19 protein-coding genes and 1 riboswitch are annotated in these 22,942 nt (G+C 65.5%); of the genes, 7 read left to right on the forward strand and 12 right to left on the reverse strand.

Translation table 11 applies throughout. From position 1 onward, the window contains the following. Window positions 1–354 precede the first annotated feature (354 nt). The 8 genes from G372_RS0104885 to G372_RS0104920 all read right to left on the reverse strand — a co-directional run bounded on the left by G372_RS0104885 (window position 355) and on the right by G372_RS0104920 (window position 12,807). Complete coding sequence (locus G372_RS0104885; RefSeq protein WP_018865219.1) at window positions 355–804, reverse strand: host attachment protein; 450 nt, start codon at window positions 802–804, stop codon at window positions 355–357. A 410-nt stretch (window positions 805–1,214) separates the two neighbouring features. Continuing rightward, the gene (locus G372_RS0104890) at window positions 1,215–1,580 is read right to left on the reverse strand and encodes a YajD family HNH nuclease (RefSeq protein ID WP_019624525.1); all 366 of its coding nucleotides are present in this window, start codon (window positions 1,578–1,580) and stop codon (window positions 1,215–1,217) included. Between the two features lie 13 nt (window positions 1,581–1,593). Next, a complete protein-coding gene (locus G372_RS0104895; RefSeq protein ID WP_019624524.1) occupies window positions 1,594–2,763 on the reverse strand; it encodes a GGDEF domain-containing protein in 1,170 nt (389 codons plus the stop codon). Beyond that, window positions 2,760–5,342, reverse strand: coding sequence for a putative bifunctional diguanylate cyclase/phosphodiesterase (locus tag G372_RS0104900; RefSeq protein ID WP_026340416.1), 2,583 nt, complete (start codon window positions 5,340–5,342; stop codon window positions 2,760–2,762). The genes G372_RS0104895 and G372_RS0104900 overlap by 4 nt, the downstream gene beginning before the upstream one ends. A gap of 152 nt (window positions 5,343–5,494) precedes the next feature. Next, entirely contained in the window at window positions 5,495–6,502 is a 1,008-nt protein-coding gene (locus tag G372_RS0104905) for an alpha/beta fold hydrolase (RefSeq protein ID WP_026340415.1), read from the reverse strand. A 7-nt stretch (window positions 6,503–6,509) separates the two neighbouring features. After that, window positions 6,510–8,531 (reverse strand): site-specific recombinase, encoded by a 2,022-nt coding sequence (locus G372_RS0104910; protein WP_019624521.1) that lies wholly within the window; start codon window positions 8,529–8,531, stop codon window positions 6,510–6,512. A 185-nt stretch (window positions 8,532–8,716) separates the two neighbouring features. Further along, window positions 8,717–12,061, reverse strand: a complete 3,345-nt coding sequence (locus tag G372_RS0104915) for a sensor domain-containing protein (RefSeq protein ID WP_019624520.1) — start codon at window positions 12,059–12,061, stop codon at window positions 8,717–8,719. Between the two features lie 116 nt (window positions 12,062–12,177). Further along, window positions 12,178–12,807, reverse strand: coding sequence for an alternative oxidase (locus G372_RS0104920; protein WP_019624519.1), 630 nt, complete (start codon window positions 12,805–12,807; stop codon window positions 12,178–12,180). 286 nt (window positions 12,808–13,093) lie between these two features. Here G372_RS0104920 and G372_RS0104925 point away from each other — a divergent pair, with 286 nt between their 5' ends. Further along, window positions 13,094–13,708, forward strand: coding sequence for a BMC domain-containing protein (locus G372_RS0104925; protein ID WP_018865226.1), 615 nt, complete (start codon window positions 13,094–13,096; stop codon window positions 13,706–13,708). Between the two features lies 1 nt (window position 13,709). Continuing rightward, window positions 13,710–14,291 carry an NUDIX hydrolase gene (locus tag G372_RS0104930; protein WP_018865227.1) on the forward strand — a complete coding sequence of 194 codons (582 nt, stop codon included), beginning with the start codon at window positions 13,710–13,712 and terminating at the stop codon, window positions 14,289–14,291. A 74-nt stretch (window positions 14,292–14,365) separates the two neighbouring features. Here the strand turns inward: G372_RS0104930 and G372_RS0104935 are convergent, their stop codons facing one another. The 3 genes from G372_RS0104935 to G372_RS0104945 all read right to left on the reverse strand — a co-directional run bounded on the left by G372_RS0104935 (window position 14,366) and on the right by G372_RS0104945 (window position 17,147). Continuing rightward, entirely contained in the window at window positions 14,366–14,992 is a 627-nt protein-coding gene (locus G372_RS0104935; protein WP_018865228.1) for a TMEM165/GDT1 family protein, read from the reverse strand. 111 nt (window positions 14,993–15,103) lie between these two features. Further along, window positions 15,104–15,228: riboswitch (yybP-ykoY riboswitch) on the reverse strand. A gap of 42 nt (window positions 15,229–15,270) precedes the next feature. After that, a complete protein-coding gene (locus G372_RS0104940; protein WP_019624518.1) occupies window positions 15,271–15,615 on the reverse strand; it encodes a hypothetical protein in 345 nt (114 codons plus the stop codon). Between the two features lie 56 nt (window positions 15,616–15,671). Further along, window positions 15,672–17,147, reverse strand: coding sequence for a GGDEF domain-containing protein (locus G372_RS0104945; RefSeq protein ID WP_019624517.1), 1,476 nt, complete (start codon window positions 17,145–17,147; stop codon window positions 15,672–15,674). A 121-nt stretch (window positions 17,148–17,268) separates the two neighbouring features. Between G372_RS0104945 and G372_RS0104950 the strand changes: the two genes are divergently transcribed. The 3 genes from G372_RS0104950 to G372_RS0104960 all read left to right on the forward strand — a co-directional run bounded on the left by G372_RS0104950 (window position 17,269) and on the right by G372_RS0104960 (window position 18,964). After that, window positions 17,269–17,907 carry a TetR/AcrR family transcriptional regulator gene (locus G372_RS0104950; protein WP_019624516.1) on the forward strand — a complete coding sequence of 213 codons (639 nt, stop codon included), beginning with the start codon at window positions 17,269–17,271 and terminating at the stop codon, window positions 17,905–17,907. After that, window positions 17,904–18,392, forward strand: a complete 489-nt coding sequence (locus G372_RS0104955; protein WP_019624515.1) for a DsrE family protein — start codon at window positions 17,904–17,906, stop codon at window positions 18,390–18,392. The genes G372_RS0104950 and G372_RS0104955 overlap by 4 nt, the downstream gene beginning before the upstream one ends. 71 nt (window positions 18,393–18,463) lie before the next feature. Then, complete coding sequence (locus tag G372_RS0104960; protein WP_020008835.1) at window positions 18,464–18,964, forward strand: DsrE family protein; 501 nt, start codon at window positions 18,464–18,466, stop codon at window positions 18,962–18,964. 106 nt (window positions 18,965–19,070) lie between these two features. Here G372_RS0104960 and G372_RS0104965 read toward each other — a convergent pair whose 3' ends face one another. Continuing rightward, a complete protein-coding gene (locus G372_RS0104965) occupies window positions 19,071–19,304 on the reverse strand; it encodes a hypothetical protein (RefSeq protein WP_018865234.1) in 234 nt (77 codons plus the stop codon). A gap of 253 nt (window positions 19,305–19,557) precedes the next feature. Between G372_RS0104965 and G372_RS0104970 the strand changes: the two genes are divergently transcribed. Together G372_RS0104970 and G372_RS0104975 are read left to right on the forward strand one after the other, a co-directional pair. Continuing rightward, window positions 19,558–20,874 (forward strand): MBL fold metallo-hydrolase, encoded by a 1,317-nt coding sequence (locus tag G372_RS0104970; protein ID WP_019624513.1) that lies wholly within the window; start codon window positions 19,558–19,560, stop codon window positions 20,872–20,874. Between the two features lie 174 nt (window positions 20,875–21,048). Beyond that, on the forward strand, window positions 21,049–22,545 hold the full coding sequence (locus G372_RS0104975; RefSeq protein ID WP_038070596.1) for a plastocyanin/azurin family copper-binding protein: 1,497 nt from the start codon (window positions 21,049–21,051) through the stop codon (window positions 22,543–22,545). Window positions 22,546–22,942: the final 397 nt, after the last annotated feature.

Here is a 22,942-nt window from a genome sequence, read left to right on the forward strand (position 1 = left end):
GCGTTGCGCCGCTTGCGGGTAGAACCACTACCCGCTGCACGACGCGCCTTGTCTCGGAAAACCTGGGGTACCAACGCGAGTGTGTACATGAATCAGTGTTTCCCTAGGTGCGACCTCTCAATAGGTTGTCCACGGGACCGTCCGAATACTCGGGTGGTTCTGCATGCCCGCTTGCCCACCCGTCCAGCCCGGCGAGTATTCTGAGCTTCAGCCGTGCCGAGCGTGGATAAACGGGAGGATCTCCTGTCGCCGCTGAGCAGGGCGCGAACCCATGGGGGCGGTCAGGACCGGATACGACCGAAAAAGGCCCCGCGCCGGGCGGGGCCTTGTGAAGGTTGGGCCCTGGGGGACTGCCTAGTAGAGAAAGTCCGGCAGGTGATTGCGCAGGGCGGCCGGGTCCTGAACCTTGGACACGTTCTTGGCGATCTGGGCGGTGACGATCTGCGTGACCTGTGGGTCCAGCAGTTCGCGCAGTGCACCCAAAAACTGCGGCGCGGCCAGGATCACCAGCCGCTGGTAGGTGCCGGCGTGATAGGCCGACTTGAGATGATCGGCCACCTGGCGGGCAAAGCGGTTGCGTTCATTGACGCTCGGATCGGTAGTCTCCTGCATGGCGTGGCGGCCATCACCCCCAGCGCTGCTCCAGCTGCGGCCGGGCCGGTCGCTAACCAGCTCTCGAGGATGTACGCGGGATTCGGTGTGCGTCAGGGTCTCGGTCTCGTGCAGACCCTGGCAGGCGCGACCTTCACAACTGAGGATGCGCGCGCGGGCGGCATCGGCGACAACGATCCATACGGTATCCATACAGTGCCTCCTGTTGGACGGACGTGGATGCCCCGAAGGGCGAAACGGAACACAGCATCCGCAAGCGGGTCGGGCTCTGCACTCGCACCCGCGCGGGAATTCGGCAGCCTTCAACGTTTAGTGTAGATCGTTGTGGCCGAGTTTCCTGACCCCCTGCAGCGTCAACCTCACCCGCTCGATGCGCGTCACAGGATCGCAGGCAGCGCAGACACGAGTACGCGATGCCGTCGTGCCTGGGGGCGGTCTTGCAGGACGCCGGGAGGCCCTTGTCCGGAAGCATGGCGAGGGCCTTTCCGGGCGGGTCTGCCGGTGTGGGAGCGGGATCCATTGATCACTGCCTCCGTGGTTGTGATGGCAAGGGCTCCGGGCCCTCGCGTGGTGACCGATTCAGGCAGCCGCCTGGCAAGGGGCTACTTGGGGTCGTCCTTGCGTTTCAGCAGGTCGGCGAGCTCGGCGAAGGGGTTGTGGGTTGCCGACGTGCCCGCGCTTTGACCACTGCCGGGGGTCGCGTCGGTGTAGCGCTGGTGCTCGTTGTCGTGGCAGTACAGGCACAGCAGCTCCCAGTTGCTGCCATCGGACGGGTTGTTGTCGTGGTCGTGGTCGCGGTGGTGCACGGTCAGTTCGTGCAGGTTGGCTCGTGTGAACTCGCGCCCGCAGCGCCCACAAACCCAGGGATACATCTTCAGTGCCTGCTCGCGGTAGCCGCGTTCGCGTTCTGCGCGCGAGCGCTGCGTCTGCGCAACCAGTTGATCCAGCCGGTCACTCGAATGGTTCATGCTGCCCTCCACGCTACCCGGCGTTCTCCTGCGCGGTGACCCGCGTATCGATGATGCGATCACCGCCCTCTTTCTTGGCACGATACATCCGAAGGTCGGCTTCGTGCACCAGGGCCTCGGCGCCCGTGGCCAGTGTCTCTTCGGGGTAGCTGGCGATCCCGGTGCTGGCGGTCAGGGGGTCGCCGTCCGGGGTGTAGCACGCCGGTTCGCGCAACACCCGTTCCATGGCCTCGCGGGCGCCCGCGCGATCGGTTTCGGGCATCAGGACCAGGAACTCCTCGCCGCCCCAGCGAATCACGCTGTCGATACCGCGCAGGCGTTCGGTCAGGGCGGTGGCAACCGCACGCAGGGCCCGGTCGCCTTGCTCGTGTCCGAAGCGGTCGTTCAGTGCCTTGAAGTTGTCGAGGTCGACAAAGGCCACCGCGAGCGGGCGACTCTGACGCTGTGACCGTGCCATCTCGCGCTCCAGAAGCGACTCGCCGCTGCGGCGGGTGTAGCAGCCGGTCAGGGCATCGCGCGAGGATTCGCGCACGAGGGCGGCCAGGAACTGCAGCTGGCTCATGCTGGCCAGTGCAGCGACCGAGGCGATCAGCAGCAACAGCCAGAAGGCACCGGCGTGCGTGGTCCATTCCATGCCGTCCAGTTGCAGGGCGGCCGCTACCGCCTGTCCGGCCAGTACGGGGGCCGCGTACGCGACTGCCTCGGTGACGGTCAGCGGAAAGATCGCCAGCCCCGCGATCATCACGAAGGGCAGGAAGGCGTAGCCGGCCGCGATCGCGGCCTCGAGCCCGGCCATGTCGCGGAACGCCAGGAGCGGATGGGAGTAGAGGAAGAAGACGGTCGGGATCGCGAACAGCAGGGCCAGTGCGACCCAAGCACGGGGCATGCTCTCCGATGGCCGGAAGCGCAGGGCCATGGCCAGAAAGGCCGCACTGGTCAACAGCCGTGCCAGGGCAAGCTCGCCCCAGACCGGCCAGGGCAGAAACACGAGGTCCACCAGGATCCAGAGGGGGGTGAGGAGTGCAAACAGAAACGCAACCAGGCGCACTCGCGAGATGATCAGACGCGCTCGCTGATGCTCCAGCAAGGCGTGATGACGCCAGGGCAACAGCAACAGGTCACGGTTCGGGCTGCCCAGCTGCTGCTTCAGCCCCTCGATCAGGGTGGGCCGCCCACCGCTCATGCTGGTGGGTTGCCTAGTTGCGGGCCGGGATGGCCAACATGGAAGCCTTGGGCGTAGTGGATGCCGATCGACTGCACCGCCTCGAGGATCTCCTGGTCCTCGACGAACTCGGCGATGGTGCGCACGTCCAGGTCACGGGCCAGCGCAGCGATGGAGCGAACGAACGCCTGGTCGCGCAGGTCGTGGACCATGTTGCGTACGAAGTCGCCCTCGATTTTCACGAAGTCGATCGGGAACCGCTTGAGATAGTGGAATGACGAGAAGCCGGAGCCGAAGTCGTCGACGGCAAACTGGAAGCCCTGATGCTTGAGATCCAGGACGAATTTCTCCAGTACGGCCATGTTCTTCACCGTGTCGCGCTCGGTGATCTCGAATACGACCTTGGCCGGGTCGATGTCATGATCCTGCGCCAGCTGGCGGACCTTGCCGATGAACTCGCCGATGATCAGGGCGCGCGGTGACAGATTGATGAACAGGAGCCCGGTGTAGCCTGAACGCTGTACCTCGGCAAAGGCCTGTTCGATCAGCACGTAGTCGAGCTGATGCATCACGCCCATGGTCTCGGCCACCTCGACGAACTGTCCGGCCGGAATCAGTTCGTCGCCGACGCGGATGCGCATCAGCAGTTCGTGGATCCGCGCCTCGCCCGTGCGGACGTCCATGATGGGCTGGAAGAACGGTATGATGCGCCGGTCTTCCAGTGCCTCCATGATCATGATGCCGGTCTCGCCCGCTTCGCGGAATACCTCGGCCACTTCCTCGTCGCTGGGCACGCAGACCGCGTTTTTCCCCTCGCGCTTGGCCTTGTACATCATGTTGTCGGCCACCAGGAACAGATCACGCGTGTCCTTGCCGTGGCGCGGATAGGCCGCGATGCCGATGCAGGTGGTGGCCTTGACGCGCGAGCCATCCGGGGCCGGGAGCGACAGTCGATCGGTGGCCTCGGCCATGTGGGCGGCCAGCTGCCAGGCGGACTGCTGGTCGGTTTCGGGCAGGATCAGCGCGAACTCGTCCCCGCCGTAGCGGGCCAGGATGTCCTCGTTGCGGATCGCATCCTGGATGGTGTTCGCATAGGCCTGCAGGAAGCGGTCACCGAAGGCATGGCCATAGCGGTCGTTGATGGTCTTGAAGTTGTCGAGGTCCACGACCATGACCGCGAAGGGGTAGGCATGCCCCTCGGCGCGCTTGATCTCGTAGTTGAGTAGCTCCCAGAACACCCGCTGGTTGTACAGGTTCGTCAGCGGGTCGCGGGTGGCGTAGTACTCCAGGTCCTGGGTGTACTTGTAGATTGCTTTCACAGAGCCCACCAGGTTCAGCAGGGTCGACAGGATGCTCTCGATCACCACGTGCCGCACCGGATCGCGCACCAGCTCGGACTGCACCCCGATCCCGACTACACCGCCGATGCGCGGGGCCTCCAGGACCAGGGACTTGGTCGCCATCTCGATAGTGTGCGGGGATAGCTCCGGCAACGCGCGGCTGGTGTCCGCGACGTTGTGACGGATGGTCAGGTTGGCGTCCATCGCGAACTGCTCCGCGCCGCGGATGCGGTGGGCGGCCAGGTGCTCCACCGTGCGCCGGGTGGTCTCGGTCGGCTCGGCGCGCCAGAAGATCTCCAGTTCGTAGACCTCGTCGTTGGCCTTGAACAGGGTAAACAGCGTGTAGGCGTCGATGATCGTGTTGATCTCGGTGAGCAGCACGCCGATGTATTCGCGCCAGTCGCGCACCACGTCCGAGGTGATGATGAATTTGTCCAGGAGCTTCAGCTCGAACTCGAGGATGTCCTTGTCCACTGCGACCGAACGCAGCTTGCGCACCAGGTCATCCACTTGATCGACCACCTGGTTGAGTTCCACGAAGCCGGTGTCGATGGCCTGCGTCTCGACGTGATTGAGATCCTTGATTGCGTTGACCTGGGTCACCTGGTCCTGGAACCGGCGCACCGAGCGGGTGATTGGGGCCGTGGCCCAGGCGGCAATCAGGGAGCCCAGAAGCAGCGTGCCCAGCCCGGTCCCGAGGAAGGTCCAGACCTGCTGGTTGCGCGCCTCGCTGATGGCCGTGCCCAGGTCCTGACGCACTTCCATCACCCCGAGCACGTCGCCGCTGGACGCGTTGTCGTGACAGCTCAGGCACTCGTTGCGGGCGCGCAGGGGGAAGGTGTAGCGCAGCTCGCCGTTATCCTGGCGACTGTCGATGGCACCGGTCTTGAAGGCCTGCTCGATACGTTCGTGCCAGTTGGCCTGGTCCACGTCGCCGTACAGGGCCGAGACCTTCTCGCCGCGATAGAGATCCAGCTGCAACGGCGTATCCGCCAGCGATTCCTCGATCCCCGCCGAAAACGCCTCCAGCTGCTCGCGGGTCCAGCCCTCGCGCATGATCTGGAACATGGAGGCGAAGGTCTGGTGGGCGATGCCGCTGGCGGTCTGCTCCGCCTGGCGCGTCATCGTGCGCTCGTAGATCAGGGTGGAGGTGATGTGGACGGCCAGAAAGACGAGCAGGGCCACCCCCATGATGGCCGCGATGATGAACAGCCGCAGTCGCAAAGCCCGGCGAGGGGATGCGGGACGTTCCGCGGACATAGGCCAGCGCCTTTCTGGACGATAGAAAAGGGCCTCGAGTGTGAGACATCTAATACCTGTGTACCTTGATCTGGATCACACTCCCGGGCAGGCACGTCGTATCGCGTCGGGGCTCCGGGTGGCTATTGTGCGGCCAGCAAGGATCAGCGCGGCTAATCGAGTTCTTGCAGGTTCTTCACCATGGTGTCCGGTTCGCGTTCGTGGCCCGATGGCAGGCTGGCCTCGGGGTCCAGCATCCATGCGGCGAGGTCGCCGAAGGTGTCGGCGGACCGCGTATAGCGTGTGAGCATGTGATAGCCCTCGGGGTAGAGCACCATGCGGTGGCCCGTGTCGCCGGTTGCGGCCAGGCGTTCGGCCAGTATCGCCATCGGGCCGGGGGGCACGAGATCGTCCTTCGCGCCATACAGCAGCAGGCTTGGTGCGGGGAGGGCATCCCCGGCGCTCAATGCCCGGCCCATCAGAGTGGTCAGGCCGTCCAGGACGTCGATGCGGGCATCACGCAGGACCAGCGGGTCCTCGCGCATCTGATCCAGGACTGCGGGATCGTCGGTGGGGTGGATATCAAACTCCGCGGCCATCTCGCCCGACAGGCGCATCCCCGGGACCAGACGTGCACCCAGCCAGAGGCCGAAGCGCTGATACCAGGGCATTTGCTCGCGGCTCCAGACGGCGGGGCTGATCAGGATCGTCCCGCGCAGGGGTGGACGGTCGTGCCCGGTCGCAGCCAGCAGGGCCACGCCACCGCCCATGCTCTTGCCAACCAGATAGGGCGGCTGGTCCGGATAGCGATCTGCCAGCAGACGCAGCCCGTCGCGGGCATCCTCGGCCAGGGTCCCGTAGCCCGCCCAGCGACCGGCATCGCGGTTGGCGCCAAAGCCGCGCTGGTCATAGGCGTAGACGGCGATCTCGCGCTCGCCGAGGGCCTCGCCGAGCGCCGCCATGCTGCCGCCGTGGTCATTGAACCCGTGCAGGACGAGTGCCACCCGACGGGGGTTCTCCGGGCCCCAGCGGTGGAGTGGCAGGCGGGTCCCGTCGGCGGTCTCGAGGACCTTGGCGGGCGGGCGTTCGTCCGGGGGATCGTCCGCGGCCGGGTATGGCGGGCTGCCGGCACAGGAGGCCAGCCAAAGGGCTGCGAGCACCACCCCCCAAACGCGCATCACAGCGACCTCACCTGGGGGGAGTCTCGTCACCTTCCCGTGCCTCGCCATCCCGGGGCGGGAGCAGGAACTGCGTCGGGTGTCGACGCAGGTGCTGGCCGTATGCCTTCAGCACGCGGTCGAAGGCCCCGATCCGCACGCCGCGGGCACGCAGGGCGACGTACAGGGCCAGGCCGAAGCTGACCCACAGGTTCACCGCGCCGATCAGCAGCACGAACACCAGGAACAGCAGGAAGGTGAACACGCCGATGGGCTCGCTGGCGGTCACGTAGCCGAGGTTGGCGGAGGCGAAGGCCACGTGCTGGATGTCCAGCGGAAGGTTCAGCAGGTAGCCGACAAAGCCGGTCATGCCCAGCAGCATGCCGAACAGGAAGTTGCCCAGCACCGCGCCGTAGTTGTACCCGACCCAGTCCGCGAGGCGGTGGCGCGTCGGGGTCGGCAGCAGGCGCTGCAAGAGCGGGTGCTCGCGCAGGCGCCCGGGCAGGTCGAGATAGGCGCAGCGGTTGTCGAAGAAACCGGCTATCAGGCCGGAGACGAACAGCCAGACCCCGGCGATGGCTGCAAAGAACAGCGCCAGGCCCATGATCGGGCGCAGGCCGTCCAGCAGGTAATCCGTCTCGGTGCCCGACAGGATCGGAGTGCCGAAACCCCAGGCGGCGAGGACCCCGACCAGCAGTGCGGTGGGGAGTGCGACACCGACATTGCCCAGCACGGCGGCGAACTGGGAACGGCCCACCCGTACCAGAAGATCGGCGAGCTTCGAGGCGTCGGCCGTGCCGCGTTCGCTCTCCTCGATCGCGGCTGCCAGGCGCGCGGCGGTCATCGCCGGCTGCTTCGTCGCCACGGTAAAGTGCAGGATGTGGATCAGCACGAAACCCAGGCCATAGTTCAGGCTGACCCACAACGCGTTCCAGCCCTCGGACAGCCCCAGCGACTCCACCTGGATCTTGATCAGCGCCATGAAGGCGATGATCAGACCCGCCCCGGCCCCCGAACGCAGCATCTTCAGATATTCGCCGCGGTCGCGGGTGATGTAGTGCTCGCCGGTATCGGAGACGTGCTGCGTGATGCTGCGCGAGACCAGGCGGATGTTGTCCTGCCACAGGGCCCGCAGGCCATGGCGGCGGGCACTGGCCGTGACCAGCTCGCGAAACACGCCGACCGCGGTAGCGCGGGTGTGCGCCTCCTCGCGCGGTTCCAGCAGGTCCAGCAGCTTGTGGATGCGCGACAGCGTCTGGTCCAGGCGCTCCAGCAGGTGGGTCAGCGACAGGCTGCTGCCATGCGTGATCGCCCGCTGGCGCAGGCGCAGGATCTGCTCCGCGCACTGCTCCAGCAACACCCGCGCATGGGCGTCGTCCATGCGTTCGTGGGCGGGGTCCTGCAGCCAGGCACGGTAGTCGCGCACATAGGCGGAGATCTCGCGTTCCTGCGCGACGAACGCGGAGTTGCGCTCGGCAATCGACGGGTCCAGGCGCAGCAGTTCCGGCTCCAGTTCCTCGGCTGCAATCCAGATCGAGAGCATCTCCAGGGCATAGAGCGTCTCGCTGCGGGCGCGCTCCAGTACACCGGGGTGTTCGCCGGACAGGCAGCCCAGCGCCTCGAGCAGGCGGGACCAGGCATCATCCGGCAGGGCCGAGACCCAGATCGTGTCATCGGGGTCGTGGAATACGTGGTACAGCACGTCTCGGAGATCGGTGCGGTCCATCGGGTGCGGGTTGATGCGCTCGTACAGCAGTTCCGCCGCTTCGCGGAAGAATCCCTTGCGGGAGAACAGGCCCACACCGGTGTAGAGCGTCAGGTGGCGGGCGTCCTCCAGTCCGGCCTCGAGTCGCTCGCGCAGGCGTTCCCGCACCTCGGGGCGCTCGTGCAGGGCCAGGGTCAGGCTCTCGATCCGGGCAATGACCGGCGCGACGTTGCGCGGGTTGTCCGGGCGCAGCCAGTCCACGATACGGCGCAGGGTCCCGGCGAGATCGAACTGGCTGTCATCCTGCAGGGTGTCGAGCAGCTGTGCGGCATCGTCCGGGTTCTGCATAACGCTCCCTGCGTAATCGGATTGCGCCCATTATACGGACAGTGGATGCCGGTTCAGCTGCCACGGGCTCTACCGCATCCGTGGTCAGGCCGGGCACTGGCACAGCTGCAGGGCCCGGCGATACCACCGCGGCCTGGCCGCGAATCGCCGCATCGGGCTCAGGCTTGCGCGGATACTGGTGCGGATCAGGCGGGTGCTCCCGGGTGCCGGCGCAGCCACGCGGCGAACTGTTCGGCCGGCTGGGGGCGGGCGGCGAGATAGCCCTGGTACGTGTCACAGCCCATCCGGCGCAGGAGATCCAGGTGCCCCTCGGTTTCGACCCCTTCGGCCAGTACTTCAAGGCCCAGGCCGTGGCCCATCGTAATGATTGCGGCGGTCAGTTCGCGACTGTCCTGGCGGGCTAGCAGGTCACGGATAAAGCGGGCGTCGATCTTGAGCTTGTCGAGGGGAAACTGCTGGAGATAGGCCAGCGACGAATAGCCGGTGCCGAAGTCGTCAATCGACAGCCGCAGCCCCAGGGCCCGCAGAGTCTCCAGTGTGTTGCCGGAGGCCTGACCTTGCTGGAAGAACGTGGTTTCGGTGAGCTCCAGTTCCAGATGCTGTGCCGGCAGGCCTGTTTCTGCGAGTATGCCGCGGACGACTTCGGGAACGTCCTGCAGCAGGAATTGCTGGGCCGAGAGGTTGATGGCCAGCGCGTCCAGGTCGACCCCCTCGTCCCGCCAGGCCTTCATCTGGCGGCAGCCATCGCGCAGTACCTGCTCGCCGATGCCCGCGATCAGGCCGCTGTCCTCGGCCACATCGATGAACGCGGAGGGCGGGATCAGGCCCTGTTCGGGGTCCCGCCAGCGCAGCAGGGCCTCCGCACCGACGACCCGGCCGTCCGCGATGCGGATAAACGGCTGATAGTGCAGTTCGAACTCCTGCTCCGAGAGCGCGCGGCGCAATCGGTTTTCCAGGGACAATCGCTCGACTGCCCGGAGGGTAAGATCCTCGGTGTAGAAGTGGTAGTGGTTGCGTCCTCGGTCCTTAGCTTCGAACATCGCGCTGTCGGCATTGCGCATCATCTCTTCCATCGTGCTGCCGTCGTTCGGGAACACGCTGATGCCGATACTGGCGCCGATGAAGACTTCATGCCCGCTGGGCAGGGAGAAGGGGGCGGCCAGATGACTGATGATGTCATGCGCCACGGTGCCGGCGTCCTCGGGGTGCTCGATTCGGCCCAGCAGCAGTGCGAACTCGTCGCCCCCCAGGCGGGCAAAGGTGTCCTCGCCCCGTAGCCGCAGGGCAAGGCGTTTCGGGATCGCCGCCAGTAGCTCGTCGCCAACCGAGTGGCCGAGACTGTCGTTGATCGCCTTGAACCGGTCCAGGTCGATGATCAGCACCGCGATCCTTTCACCGTGGCGCTTGCTGTGCTCGATGGCCTTGTCCAGCTTGAATTCGAACAGGGTGCGGTTGGGGAGATCCGTCAGGGTATCGTAGTGAGCCAGGTATTCCAGACGTTCCTGGCTCTGCTTGATGTCGGTGATGTCCGTGAATATGCCGATATAGTGAGTGGTTTCGCCGTTGGCGTCCTGCACCGCATTGACCGTGAGCCACTCGGGGTACTCCTCGCCGTTCTTGCGGCGGTTCCAGATTTCGCCCTGCCAGTATCCGGAGGTGTTCAGGGCCTTCCACATGGCCCTGTAGAACGAAGGTGGGTGGCGGCTGCTCTGGATCAGGGAGGCCGGTTTCTGACCCAGGGCTTCCGCCCTGGTGTAGCCGGTGATCTCCGTAAACGCCCTGTTGACCGAGACGATGCAGGTGTCCGGATCGGTGACGATGATCCCGTCCTGGGTGTGGTCGAACACCATGGCGGCCTGGAGGAGAGCGGCCTCGTTGCGCTTTCTTGCGCTGATGTCCTGAAACGCCCCCTCGACTTTCCGCACGGTGCCCGTTTCGTCGAACACGGGTTCTCCGATGCTGCGCACCCAGACGCGGTGGCCTTGCGCATCGATGATCTGCAGTTCCTCGTCGAAAGGGATGCCGTCTTCGACACAGGCGGAGAAGACCGCACGGATGCGATCCCGGTATTCCGGTGCGTAGTGGTCGATGCCCTGGTCCACCGGTATGGATCTCGCCTGTGGCAGGCCATGGATGCGCGCCACCTGGTCGGACCAGTGCACCAGGCCTGCGTCCAGGTCCACCTCCCAGCCGCCGACGTTGCCGACGCGCTCGGCGATCTCGAGCAGCCGCTGGCTCGTGGCCAGACGCAGCTCGAATTGTTTGCGGTCGTGGATGTCCTGGAACGCACCACGCAAACGGACGACCTCTCCGTCGACCATCTCGGGCTGGCAGGTGGCCCGGGTCCAGATCTCGGTGCCATCCGTACGGGTCAGGCGCAGCTCCAGGTCATAGGGCGTGCCGTTCTCAATCGCCTCGTCGATCGCATGGCGGAGCAGGGGGCGATCATCGGGATGGAAGAGCCCGATGGCCTCTTCCAGTGGCGGTTCGATTCCGGGTGGCAGGCCGAGAATGCGTTGGGTTTCTCGCGTACAGGCCAACTCCTGAGTCCCCGGATCCAGCTCCCAGCCGCCGACGCTGGCCAGGCTGCTCGTGGCCTGCAGCAGCGCTTCGCTTTCGCCCAGGGCCTGCTCCGCTTGCCGATGCTGGGTGGCCAGGATCGCCAGTTCGTGCTGCGCGCGCTCGGCGGCCTCGGTGCGATTGCGTGACTGGTTCAGCTGATACAGGGCCGCAGACAGGGCCAATGCCAGGGCACCGCCAAACGCCAGTACAAGCGACTGAAGCTGCAGGTCCTCGACGCCCCTTTGTTGCAGGGCATGAGACAGCGCCTGCCACAGCAGCAGGGCGATGGTGAGGACCGCAATGCCCGCCGGAATCGGCAGCCAGGCAAACGGGTCCATCTGCAGTTCGATGGCCCTGCGCCAGGCCAGCGCCAGCAGCCCGACACCGAGGATCAATAGCCCGAGGGAGACCTGAATCGCCATCTGCGTGAGGGCACCCCACCCATAGGCGGCGGGAAGCCCGATCAGGTAGCCGGACAGCGCCACCAGGCCCAGCCCCAGGACGAGGGCGGCGAGAGCGGCCTTCGCCACGGGCACCCAGGTCTGTTCGCGCAGCCAACCGTTGAGGGCCAGGCCGGTGCCTGCCAGCAAGAAGCCAAGTGCGGTATTCGGTGGCATGCGCCAAGGCTGCGGCGCCTGCATGGCGAGGCCATGCTGAATGAACAGTTCATCGATGCCGGGGTCGACCGCCAGGAGGCGCTGCGACAGGCTGAACAGCCCCATCAGGGCTGTGATGGCCCCCAGTGCGGCGGCAGCGCGCAGCCGATGCACCAGCACCAGAAGCAGCGAGCCGCCAGCCAGCAGCAAGGCCAGTGCGGTCTTGTACCGTACTGGTACCCAGTCCGGATGGGCCTGGACCAGCGCGGTCCATCCTGTGTGCCAGCCAGCAAGGACCATGGCGCCCATCGCCACCAGCAACGCGCCGGTGGCCAGAATCAGGAGGCCAAGGGTATTCAGGGACGTTTTCATGGAGATTCTATCCAGAGTCTCCGATTGCCGCTGGTGCGGTGGTCAGTCGCAAGGTAGCAGAGAACAGGTACTTACGGGGATCAAGGGTCAGCCTGTGTCAGTTGTTGCTCCGTCGTTCAGGATTTTTTGCTCAGCAGGTCGGCGAAGCCGTGGTTGACGTCGCGATGACCGGCCTCGTCTTCGCGTACGGCGCGGATTACATCCATCAGGCGTGCGTCCTTCGGCAGGTCCCAGTACTGGATGGCGCGGTCGGGCGCGGGGATGTTCTCGATCGCGCCGGTTTCCACTTCCTCCAGGTATTCCGTGTAACTGACGATCGCCTCTTCCTCGAAGTAGCCGATGATGCGGTGCGCGGTACGCGGGGAGACGACATAGATCAGGAAATACAGGGTGTAGAAGAAACCCTGGGCGAGGATGATCAGAACCCGTTCAAACCAGCTCGGCGACGCGATCTCGATGAACGTGAGCAGGTGCATCCGCTCGTTCTCGGCCTCGTCCATCAGGGTGCTGATCCAGCCGTGGTCGTCCTCCATGCGCCGCAGCGAACGCAGGTGCCGTAACGTGGCGCCGACCATGCCGGGGACACCGGCGACCGTCTCCAGTACCACTGCGCGATGGCCGTAGCGGCGAGCAAAGAAAGTATCCGCGAAAAAGCGCATCAGGGCGGTAAATGCTCGCGCAACACGGTCGGAGACATCGCGTGGTTTGTGGTGGTGCGTCAGGTCCGTTTCCTGGTCGATGCTCATGCAGGCTCCAGGGGTTGGGCGTGAAAAGCGTGAACGCCTTCCCCCTGAGACTAGGGGCCGCCAGGCGGAATGTCGCGGGGGTATTTCACAGACTGGGGCCGGTGCCATGTGTCCGGACCGGTCGCCTGACATTGAGCTTCTTGGGCGGGGCGTTCACAATACGCCCCTTTATTCCCGTGTGCGCGAACAAGCCGGCGGTTTTCTGGCGGCTCAAATTCGTGTGTGCGGAGTCCCGCGCGGGCCCGGGCCGCACGGGGGTTAACGGGGTGTTTCCCTACGCAAATCGATGATCAAGCTGCGCACCTACGTCTACATGGATTCCCTCCAGCCCCAGCTGGCGGAATACATGGCCACCGTCTCCCAGGGCTTCCTGCCCGTGCCGGGGGATGCGTGCCTGTGGGTGGAGGTCTCGCCGGGCATGGCCGTGCACCGGCTGACCGATGTCGCGCTGAAGGCCACCCGGGTGCACCTCGCACAGCAGGTGGTGGAGCGCGAGTTCGGTTCCATGGTGATCCACCATCGCGACCAGAGCGATGTTCAGGAGGCCGGGCGCGTCCTGCTGCAGCGCCTGGGTGCGGATCAGTCCGAGCGCCAGGCCTGCCGCATCCCGTGGCAGGAAACCATCCGCGGCATGACCCCGGATCACACGGTACTGATCAACCGCCAGAACCGGCGCGGCAACATGATCCTGCCGGATCAGAGCATGTTCATCCTCGAGGCGGAGCCGGCCGGCTACATCATCTACGCGGCGAATCAGGCCCTGAAGGCCTCCCATGTCTCGCTGATCGACGTGCGCGCGGTGGGTGCGTTCGGTCGCCTGACGCTGGCGGGCTCCGAGGCGGACGTCGACGAGGCGGCGCGGGCGGCGATCCACGCGCTGCACAACCCCGCCGGGACGTAGCATGCATCGCGCGCAACTGCTGGAACTGCTGGCCGGTCATCAGACGCGGTTCATCGAGGAGGCGGGATTCGTGCGCCGTGCGCTGGACTTTGTCGGGGCGCATCCGGACTGCTTTCACTGCGACCTGCTGCCGGCGCATGTAACCGGATCGGCCTGGGTGGTGAGCCCTGACCGCGAGCGGGTACTGCTGTTGCTGCATGGCAAGCACCACCGCTGGTTTCAGCCGGGTGGCCATGCCGATGGCCAGGCCGACATCCTGCAGGTCGCCCTGCGCGAGATCCACGAAGAGACCGGCATTCCCTCGGAGCATATTCACCTGGTGGCCGAGGACATCTTCGACCTCGATATCCATACCATCGCGGCGAGCCCGCACTTCCCCATGCACGAGCACATCGACGTGCGCTTCCTGCTGGAGATCGACGACCGCCTGCCGGTGCCGGGCAGCCACGAATCGCACGATATCCTCTGGGTGCCGCTGCAGCACGTCTCGCGCTACAACAACAGCCGGTCGTTGTGGCGCATGGTGGAAAAGACCCGCCAACTCCGTACCTGGGTGCACACCCACCCGCGTCGTCGGTACTAGCCGGAGGGGTATGGGCGCTCGCCCGCCCGGCCGAGGGTCCCTGCCGCCCCGACCCCGAGCCTCCTTGCCACCCGCTACTGGTGGTTCTCCACTGCGCGCAACAGCCATTCCGACAGATCCGGCAGGCCCATGTCCGGCATCCAGCCTCCGGCCTCGGCCCAGGTCCACAGGCCAATCAGCAGGAACATGCCGGAAGCGATGTAGCGCATCGGGGCGGCCGGGATACGCTCGGCAAAGCGCTTGCCGAGGATCAGGGCGGGGGTAGTGATCAGCAGGATGCCCACCGTGGCCCCCAGCACAACCGGCAGCAGGGCCCCGGAGGCCCCGGCCAGCGTGATGACCGCCAGCTGGGTCTTGTCGAGCATCTCGAACACGAAGAAGGCAACGGCGGCCGCGAGGAAGGCGCTGCGCGCGCGGGTGTCTTTCTCGAACTCGTCGTCCTCGGGGATCAGCACCCACACGGCCATGACCAGGAAGGCCGTCCCGACCACCCACAGGTGCCAGTCGGTCGCGATCACCGCGAACAGCCAGATGCCGGCCACCGCAGACAGCAGCTGATTCAGGAACAGACCGGCGGCCATGCCCCAGAAGACGGCCCAGGTACTGCGGCAGCGCATGCCGAACAGGGCGGCCAGAAACATCGAACGATCACCGATCTCGGCGATGGCAACCGCCACAATGGAGAGCAGAAAGAGTTCCATGGATGCAATCCGGGGCGAGCGGCATGACACAACCGTGTGACACCGCCATCGCCGCCCGCCCACGGGCCAGGCTCGCCAGCAGGCGAACCGGATGTCGGTGCCACAGGTCTCGTCAGGCCGTCCGACGAAGGCGCGCCGAGGCGCCTTCGGGTGGGCTGCACACGCCATGGCCATGCGGCCAAGTCTGTTGACGTGTGCCTCCGGCACGGGTGGCCGGAGCGACTACTCCCCTGAGGGTGCGCGCAATATAGCCAGGCGGCGGCGGAAATGTCCAGGGATCATGTGACGGGGCGCCAGTCCTCGTGGCCGCAGCTCATGCAGTGATAGCGCCCCTCGAAGTGGCCCGGGTGCCCGGGCTGTTCGCGCAGGGTGTCCGGTTGATAGGCGAAGGCCCGCAGGGTACAGCGCGGGCATTTGACCGCTTCGGTGTCGGGTTCGCGCGGGGGCTTGCGGGCCGGCGCCGAGGGCGCAGGGGCAGCCGCCTCCGTTGACAGGTGGTCCAGCGTCTCCTCGATCCGGGCGATCAGGTGGCGGGCTGCCTCCTGCTGATCATCGCGAACGAGGGCGGCCAGCTGCTCCAGCTGCTGGCGGATGGTGGCACGGGCGGGCGTCGGTTCGGTCATGGCGTTATCCGGGATCTCCCTTGAGGACGGTTGGGGCCTGGCGTGGGCCGAAAGACTCAGGCCTCGGCCGGCACGCGGTCATCCATGGTGGCAATGCAGGCCCGGTCGCGGCCCTGGTTCTTGGCGCGGTACAGGGCCTGATCCGCGCGGGCGAGAAGCTGGTCCGGCGTTTCCGTCGCTTCGGCGCAGGCGAGGCCGGCGGACCCGGTCTGGTTGTCGGGTATGCGGTGGCGCAGGCGTTCGACCACGGTGACGGCCTGATCCAGATCGGTGTGGGGAAGCACCACGACGAATTCCTCGCCACCGTAACGCGCCAGCGTATCGCTGGGGCGTAACTCCTGGCGCCAGGCGGCGACCACGTCGCGCAACAATCGGTCACCCTGCGAATGGCCATAAGTATCGTTGTACTGCTTGAAGTGATCCAGGTCGAGGAAGGCGATGCTCAAAGGGGTCTCGAGACGGCGCATACGGGCCAGTTCGTCTGCCAGAATGGCCTCCAGGTGGCGTCGATTCGCCGCACCGGTCAGTGGGTCGGTTCGCGAGAGCGCTTGCAGTGCGCGTGCCTGGCGCTGGGTTTCCCGGATCAGGCCGCCCATCCGATGGAGCACCAGCAGAAAGATCAGAATCGAGGCGCCAGCGGCGATCCGCACGGTGTCGTGATCCACTCCGGCCGTGAACAGGATGATGGCCGGCACCAGGACGGCGGCGGAGCCCAGGGTGTAGAGCCGGCGCCGCGAGAGCTCTGGGCTGCGTGAGCGTTCATCCCGATCGATCGATGTCGAGGGGTGCCAGGCGGCGGCTGCAAATAGGGAATAGGCCACAAGCCAGCCGGCGTCAGTGACGCCCCCGGCCTGATACCAGCCGGTGGAGTTGCCATGCGCGTAGAACAGGTCCGCGGCGAGATAGGCCAGTACGCCGAGCAGCAGGAACAGCTGGCCGTCGATGCGCGTGCTGTGGCGGAACACCAGCCGCAGGACGAGCGGCAGCAGCATCAGGTCAAAGACCGGGTAGCCTGCCGAGACCAGCAGCTGCATGGAGCTCAGTTCGGGGTCATACAGGTAGGGCTGAATCAGGAGTGCCCAGGCGAGCACCGCGGCGGAGATGCCGACGATCAGTGCGTCACCCAGGGCCCCATCGTCCTTGCGTGCCGGACCGCCGAGGCGCCACAGGGCAATCATGAACAGCGGGTATACCGCGAGGTAGAAGAAGTCCGGTGCCGCCGGGAATGGATCGAGGCCGCGTAGATCCAGCACGTACCAGATCAGGTGGCCCGTACCGGCCAGCCCCAGCGCGACCGCAATCAGGGCCCAGGCCGATCGGCACTGCGGTGGGGTGCGGCGTAGCAGGGCCATGGCGATGAGGGCCGCTGCCCCGAAGGTTGCCAGCACATACAGGGCCGCCGCCGCGCGTCCGTAGGGCATCAGCACGTAGGCGATGGCCACGGCAGTACCGCCCCCCAGCCAGGCGAGCCAGGGGCGATGGCCGAAAGAGGGCCTGCCGTTGAGGGCATGCAGGGTGGTCGGATGGTTCATTGGCGGGTCTCCCTGAGCCAATGGTGGCAGAACGCCGCGTATTTCGCCCGTTTTTGGTGCGGGGTGACAACGCCCGATGATTCGGCATAAAGTAGAATGAACGTTCGTTCTGGTTTTGCTCATGTCGACGGTTGCGAACAAGAAGCTGCGCGGTGAGGGGTTGCGCCAGCGTGTGCTGGAAACGGCCCTGGGGCTGTTCAGTACGCGTGGCTACTTCAACACGTCGATCCACGACATCCGTCGAGAGGCGGATGTCTCGATCGGTTCCATCTACCACCACTTCGGCAACAAGGAGGCGCTGGCCAAGGCGCTCTACGACGATCTGCTGGAGCGCATGGATGCCGGGCTGCGCGAGGTCATGGAGCGCGAGCAGGATTGCCGGGCGCGCTGCGACGGCATTATCGCCTTCCTGTTTCAGGCGGCGACGGAGGAGCCTCGCACCATGCGCTTCGTGCTCGAGTCGCGCCATCGCGAGTTCCTGCCGGACGAGCCGCCGGTGTGCTCTTCGCAGCCCTTCATGCGCATGCGCGAGTGCATCGAGCAGGGCATCGCCTCGGGCGAGGTCCGCCCCATCGAGATTCCGGTCGCCGCCACCGCAGCGTTTGGCGGGGCGATTCGACTGGTCCACCTGCATCTGGACGGTGTCCTCGAACAGCCCCTGTTGCGCTACCTGACGTCGATGCAGGACACGGCCTGGCGGGCGGTTGCGACCGACTCGTCGAACCCCACAAGCAACACCATCAAGGAGACTGAAGAATGAAAATGCTGGCCGTCCTTTCCCTGATCCTCGCGCTGTCCGTCGCGTCGCTTTCCGCGCATGCGGAACCGACCGATGCCCGGGCACTGGAGGGCGTCGACCAGGGCCGGGTCGTGTTCGACCTGAACAACAACGACCCCGAACTGCTCGCGCTGTATCTGATGGTGATCCGCGAGACCTTCGAGGACCTGACCGAGCAGGGCGTGGAGCCCGACATGATCCTCGCCTTCCGGGGGCAGGCGGTGACCATGCTCAGCGAGGACCGCGAGCGCTTCGAGCTGACCGAGTTCGACCACCTGGACGCGATCGAGGCGCACATTGCCGCGTTGAAGGAGAAGGGGGTGCGGATGGAGTCCTGCTCCGTGGCCACCCGCCTGTTCGGGGTCGATCACGGCGAACTGCTGCCGGGCATCGAGCCGGTGCGCAACACCTTCGTGTCGCTGACCGGCTACCAGGCCCAGGGCTACGCGGTGATCCCGATCTACTGAGTCGCGTAATGCGGCCACACCGGGTCCGAAAACAAGACAACCGGGCCCCAACCCCAAAGGAGACATAGCTGATGCGAAACCGAATCATGATCCTGGTGCTGGCCCTGCTGCTCCCCCTCGGGTTGATCTCGAAGGCGAATGCAGAGGGTCTGGACAACCGCGAGGCCACCCAGGGCATCGAGACCATGCGCGCGGTCTACGACATGCGCAAGTCCGACCCCGACGTGATGCTCGCCTACCTCCGTGGCATCGCCACCAATCACGAGAATCTGGTGAAGGAAGGCGTGGAACCGGACCTGCGCATGGTGTTCATCGCCGAGGCGGTCAAGTTCATCACCACCGACCCGGAGCCCGAGATCGCGATGGACCATGGCGACACGCTGGAGGAGATCGCGAAGGCTGTCGAACGCCTGGACGAGCTGGGCGTGCGCATGGAGGTTTGTGCCGCGGCGACGCGTGCCTATGGCGTGGACAACGACAAGGTCCTCGATGCGATCAAGCCGGTGCGCAGCGGTTTCATCGCCGTGATGGGCTACCAGAACCAGGGCTACGCGCTGGTCCCGGTCTACTGAACACCTCCGAGACCCCGCACACGGGCCCGGTTTGCCGTCACAGGGAGGTGGCGGCCTTTGGGGCAGGGTCACCGGAGTCGCCTCCCGGCGCCGCCGCGGGCGCCCCTTACAGCCCGATCAGCTCCGCGGTTACCCCGTTTGCCGTCACCGTATCCAGCAACTGCCGACTGTTGACCCGTTCCGGGTCGTATTCCACCACCAGCAGGTGAGGCCGGTTGTCGTGGCTGGAAGCGGCCATGACGCCGTCCAGACCCCGTAACTCGTCCTGAATGCGCAGGCGGATTGCGCGTTCGATGTCCTCGTCAATGTGGATGGTGACATCCGCCATGTGCTGACTCATCAAGACCTCCTCCCGGTCATGCCGCTCTGGCTTATGCCTCGACTATAGACCCGCCATTGGCGATGGACCGTACGATTGGCTCCATAACGGGTTTCGAGCGTGCCCGAGCTCCGCCTCTGCAGGGCTTTGGGTCGCCGCTCACGGCCCGTTCCTTCCGGGAATACGGCCGGAAAACGGTATGGGTCGACGTGGAAGTGGGTGCAAAGCCTGTCTATGTTCTGGGAATGACCTCTTCCATCGGCAGGTGAACGATATGCGGGCACACTGGCTGGTCCTGACGCTGTTCGCGGTGGGTGGTGTCGCCCAGGGCGAAACCATCACTGCGGACGCGCTGGTCGACGATGCGCGCGCGGCGACCACGGAGGTTGACCGCGAAGGGCTGGAGGACATGATCGCGAACGAACCGGATCACGTGCTGATCGATGTCCGTTCGCACCAGGAGATCGAGCTGGGTGGTGGCCAGATCCGCTCGCACCTCACGCTGAATATCCCGCGCGGGGAGCTGGAGTTTCGAATCCCGGGCGAGGTCTCCGACCTGGACACGCCCATCGTCGTCTACAGCGACGAGAACCGCCGTTCGGCCCTCGCGGCCCAGACGCTGCAGCGCATGGGCTATACCAACGTGCACAACTACGCGGGCGGCTTCCCCGAATGGAAGGAGGCCGGTGGCCCCCTGTATGTGCTCGACAAGGCGCTGGATTCCTTCCTCTACGACATGCCGCAGGAGGTGACTGATGGCGTGTTGTCCGCGATCGGTGCCACTCAGCCATCGACTTACGAGAACTCGGGCCACAACAACAACCTGTCGTTCATCATCACTGACGATGGCGTGGTGGTGATGAACGCCGGCGACAACTACCTGCTGGCCCAGTCCCTGCACGAGGAGATCAAGAAGCGCACCGAGCAGCCGGTGAAGTACGTAGTGCTGGAAAACGCCCAGGGGCATGCGATGCTCGGCATGACCTACTGGCAGGAGCAGGGCGCCACCGTGATCGCGCACGAGGACGCCGCGCGCGAGATCGAGCAGAACGGCCAGCGCAGCCTGGAGAGCGCACCGAACCGTACCCGCGACAAGGCGTTCCTGACCGAGCTCGGCACGCCGGACAAGATCTTCGAGGATCGCGTCGACCTCGACATGGGTGGCGAGACCATTGAGGTGCTCTACCTCGGCCCCGCGCACGCCCCGGGGGATATCGCCCTGTGGGCCCCGGACCGCAAGACGCTGATCACCGGCGATCTCGCCTTCCACGAGCGCATGCTGCCGATCTTCGAGTACACCGACACCGCCGGCTGGATCGAGACCTGGGACAAGCTGGAGGCGATTGAGGCCGACTACATCATTCCGGGGCACGGTGGTCCGGTGACCGACTTCGAGCAACTGCGCAAGTACACCCTCGATTACCTCGTTTTCCTGCGCGCGGAGGTGCAGGAGATCCTCGATACCGGCGGCACGCTGAACGACGCCTACAACATCGACCAGTCGGCCTACCGCCACCTGGACACCTACGACGAGCTCAACCGGCAGAACGCCGGTCGCGTCTTCCGCGCCATGGAGTTCGAGGACTTCTGACCCGCTCGAATCCACTGGGGCAATCGCCTCTGGTGGGGACAATTTCGGCAAGCCGCGGATCGCCGCACTCTGAGGCTTGACTCGCGTGTCCTTCCGGCGTGACTCTGAATATAGATGTATGGGGAATCAATGTTTTTCGGGCCGGCGATCAGTCGATCCAACGGAGGTCGGGCAATGAAAAGGACGCAGACAGAAGCAGCAGCTTCGGCCATCGGCCGCAGCCATCCGGGCACACGCCTTGCGCTTTGGTGCTTGATCGGCCTGTTGTGGTGGGTGGCTTCCGCGGCCCAGGCCTCGACAGGACCGGACTTCAGCGAACTGTTCGGTGACAGCGACTTTATCGAGATCATCGAGCGCGACGAGGGGCTGGAGACGCGGCCGACCGGGTACGTCTCGCAGGATGTCGAGCCGGATCATGTGTTCCGGATCGACCTCAACGAGGGCCAGGTGCCGATCGGGCAGGGCGTGGTCTACGACGGCTTTCTGACCGACGGCAAGTTGCCGGGCCCGACCCTGCGCGTGACCGAGGGCGACATCGTGCGCATGGAGATCACCAACAGCGGGGCGGTGATGCACGGGGCATCCATCCATGCCGCCTATACCCAGACCTCGAAGCACGTCGGCTCGATCATGCCCGGCCAGACCAAGTCGGTCACCTTCCGCGCGACCACGCCAGGGGTCTTCATGTATCACTGTGCGCCGGGCGGCCATGCCATCCCGATGCATGTGATGTTCGGCCAGTACGGGATGATCGTCGTCGAGCCGCGCGACGAGCCCTACAAGCTGGAAGAGGACCTGGGCCAGGAACCCGATCTGAAGCTCTACATGCTGCAGCACGAGCTGTACGCCAGCGGCAAGGAGGCGGTGGAGGGCGATGTCAGCTACACCGCCTTCAATGGCGAGCTGTTCCGCTACGTGGAAAACCCGATCCCGGTGCGTCCCGGTGATTACGTGCGCATGTACTTCCTGAACGTGGGGCCCAACCTGCTTTCGACCTTCCATATCGTCGGCATCGTCTGGGACTACGTGTACTGGCAGGGCCACCCCGAGGCCATCTGGCCGGGCGGACAGACGGTTACCGCGGGTCCCTCGGACTCCTGGGTGATCGAGTTCCGGATACCGCCTGAGGAAGGCGTCTACACCATGCTGGATCATGGCGTGGGGGCCACCAGCCGTGGCGCTATCGGGTTGCTGGATGCCCGCGCGGATGCCGATACGCCTTCCGAGATCCTGGCCGAGGGCCCGTCCTACGAATCGGAGGAACTTGAAGAACGGATCGGTGAAGCGCAGCGGATCATTTCGCCGTTCGGCATCCCCGATGCGGATGCCAGTCCGGTACCCGCGCGGGCGGATCGGCCCGTTCGGTTCAGCTCCGACATCGAGGAAGTCGTGATCGAGATGAAGGGCAATGCCTTCTACCCGAAGGTCGTCGAGGTGGCACCGGGCACAAAGATCACCTGGGTCAACGAGGATGTCTTCACCTACGGACAAGGCGAGCCCTCGGGGGCGCACAACGCCGTAGCCATGAGCGGTCCGGAGTCGTTCGCGACCTCAATGCTGGCGCACGCCGAGAGCGACAGCGTCACCCTGACCGAGCCGGGCACCTACGACTACATCTGCGCCCCGCACCCCTACATGCAGGGCCGCATCATCGTGCGCGACAGCGACTGACTCCGGCCCGAGCGGGGCAGCGCCTAAAACAGGCGGCGGTGATCGTCGCGCCAGAACGACAGCGACAGCACCTTGCCCGGCTGGCTCAGGCTTCAGGGAGACACTGGTTTGTGTACTCGCTCGTGTGGGTGACCCATGTTTTCCGAGACAAGGCTTGTCGTGCTGTCGGTAGTGGTGCTACCGGCCAGCGGCGCAACGCAGGATCGGGGAACATGGGGCACCAACCCCTTGCGGACTCGGCCGAGCGCTGCCTGGACTTTCAGTGGCAGCAAACCAGGGCGCCAGACAGGGCGATGGTGGGTCGGACTGCGTTGCGGTGCCTCTGGCCAGAGCCCATGCCGGGGCACCCGGCAGGAACTTGTTAATTCCCCTCATGGTCGCAAGGGATCCAATGGTG

This window comes from Thioalkalivibrio thiocyanoxidans ARh2 (assembly GCF_000385215.1).
In the GTDB taxonomy this organism is placed as follows: Bacteria; Pseudomonadota; Gammaproteobacteria; order Ectothiorhodospirales; family Ectothiorhodospiraceae; genus Thioalkalivibrio; species Thioalkalivibrio thiocyanoxidans.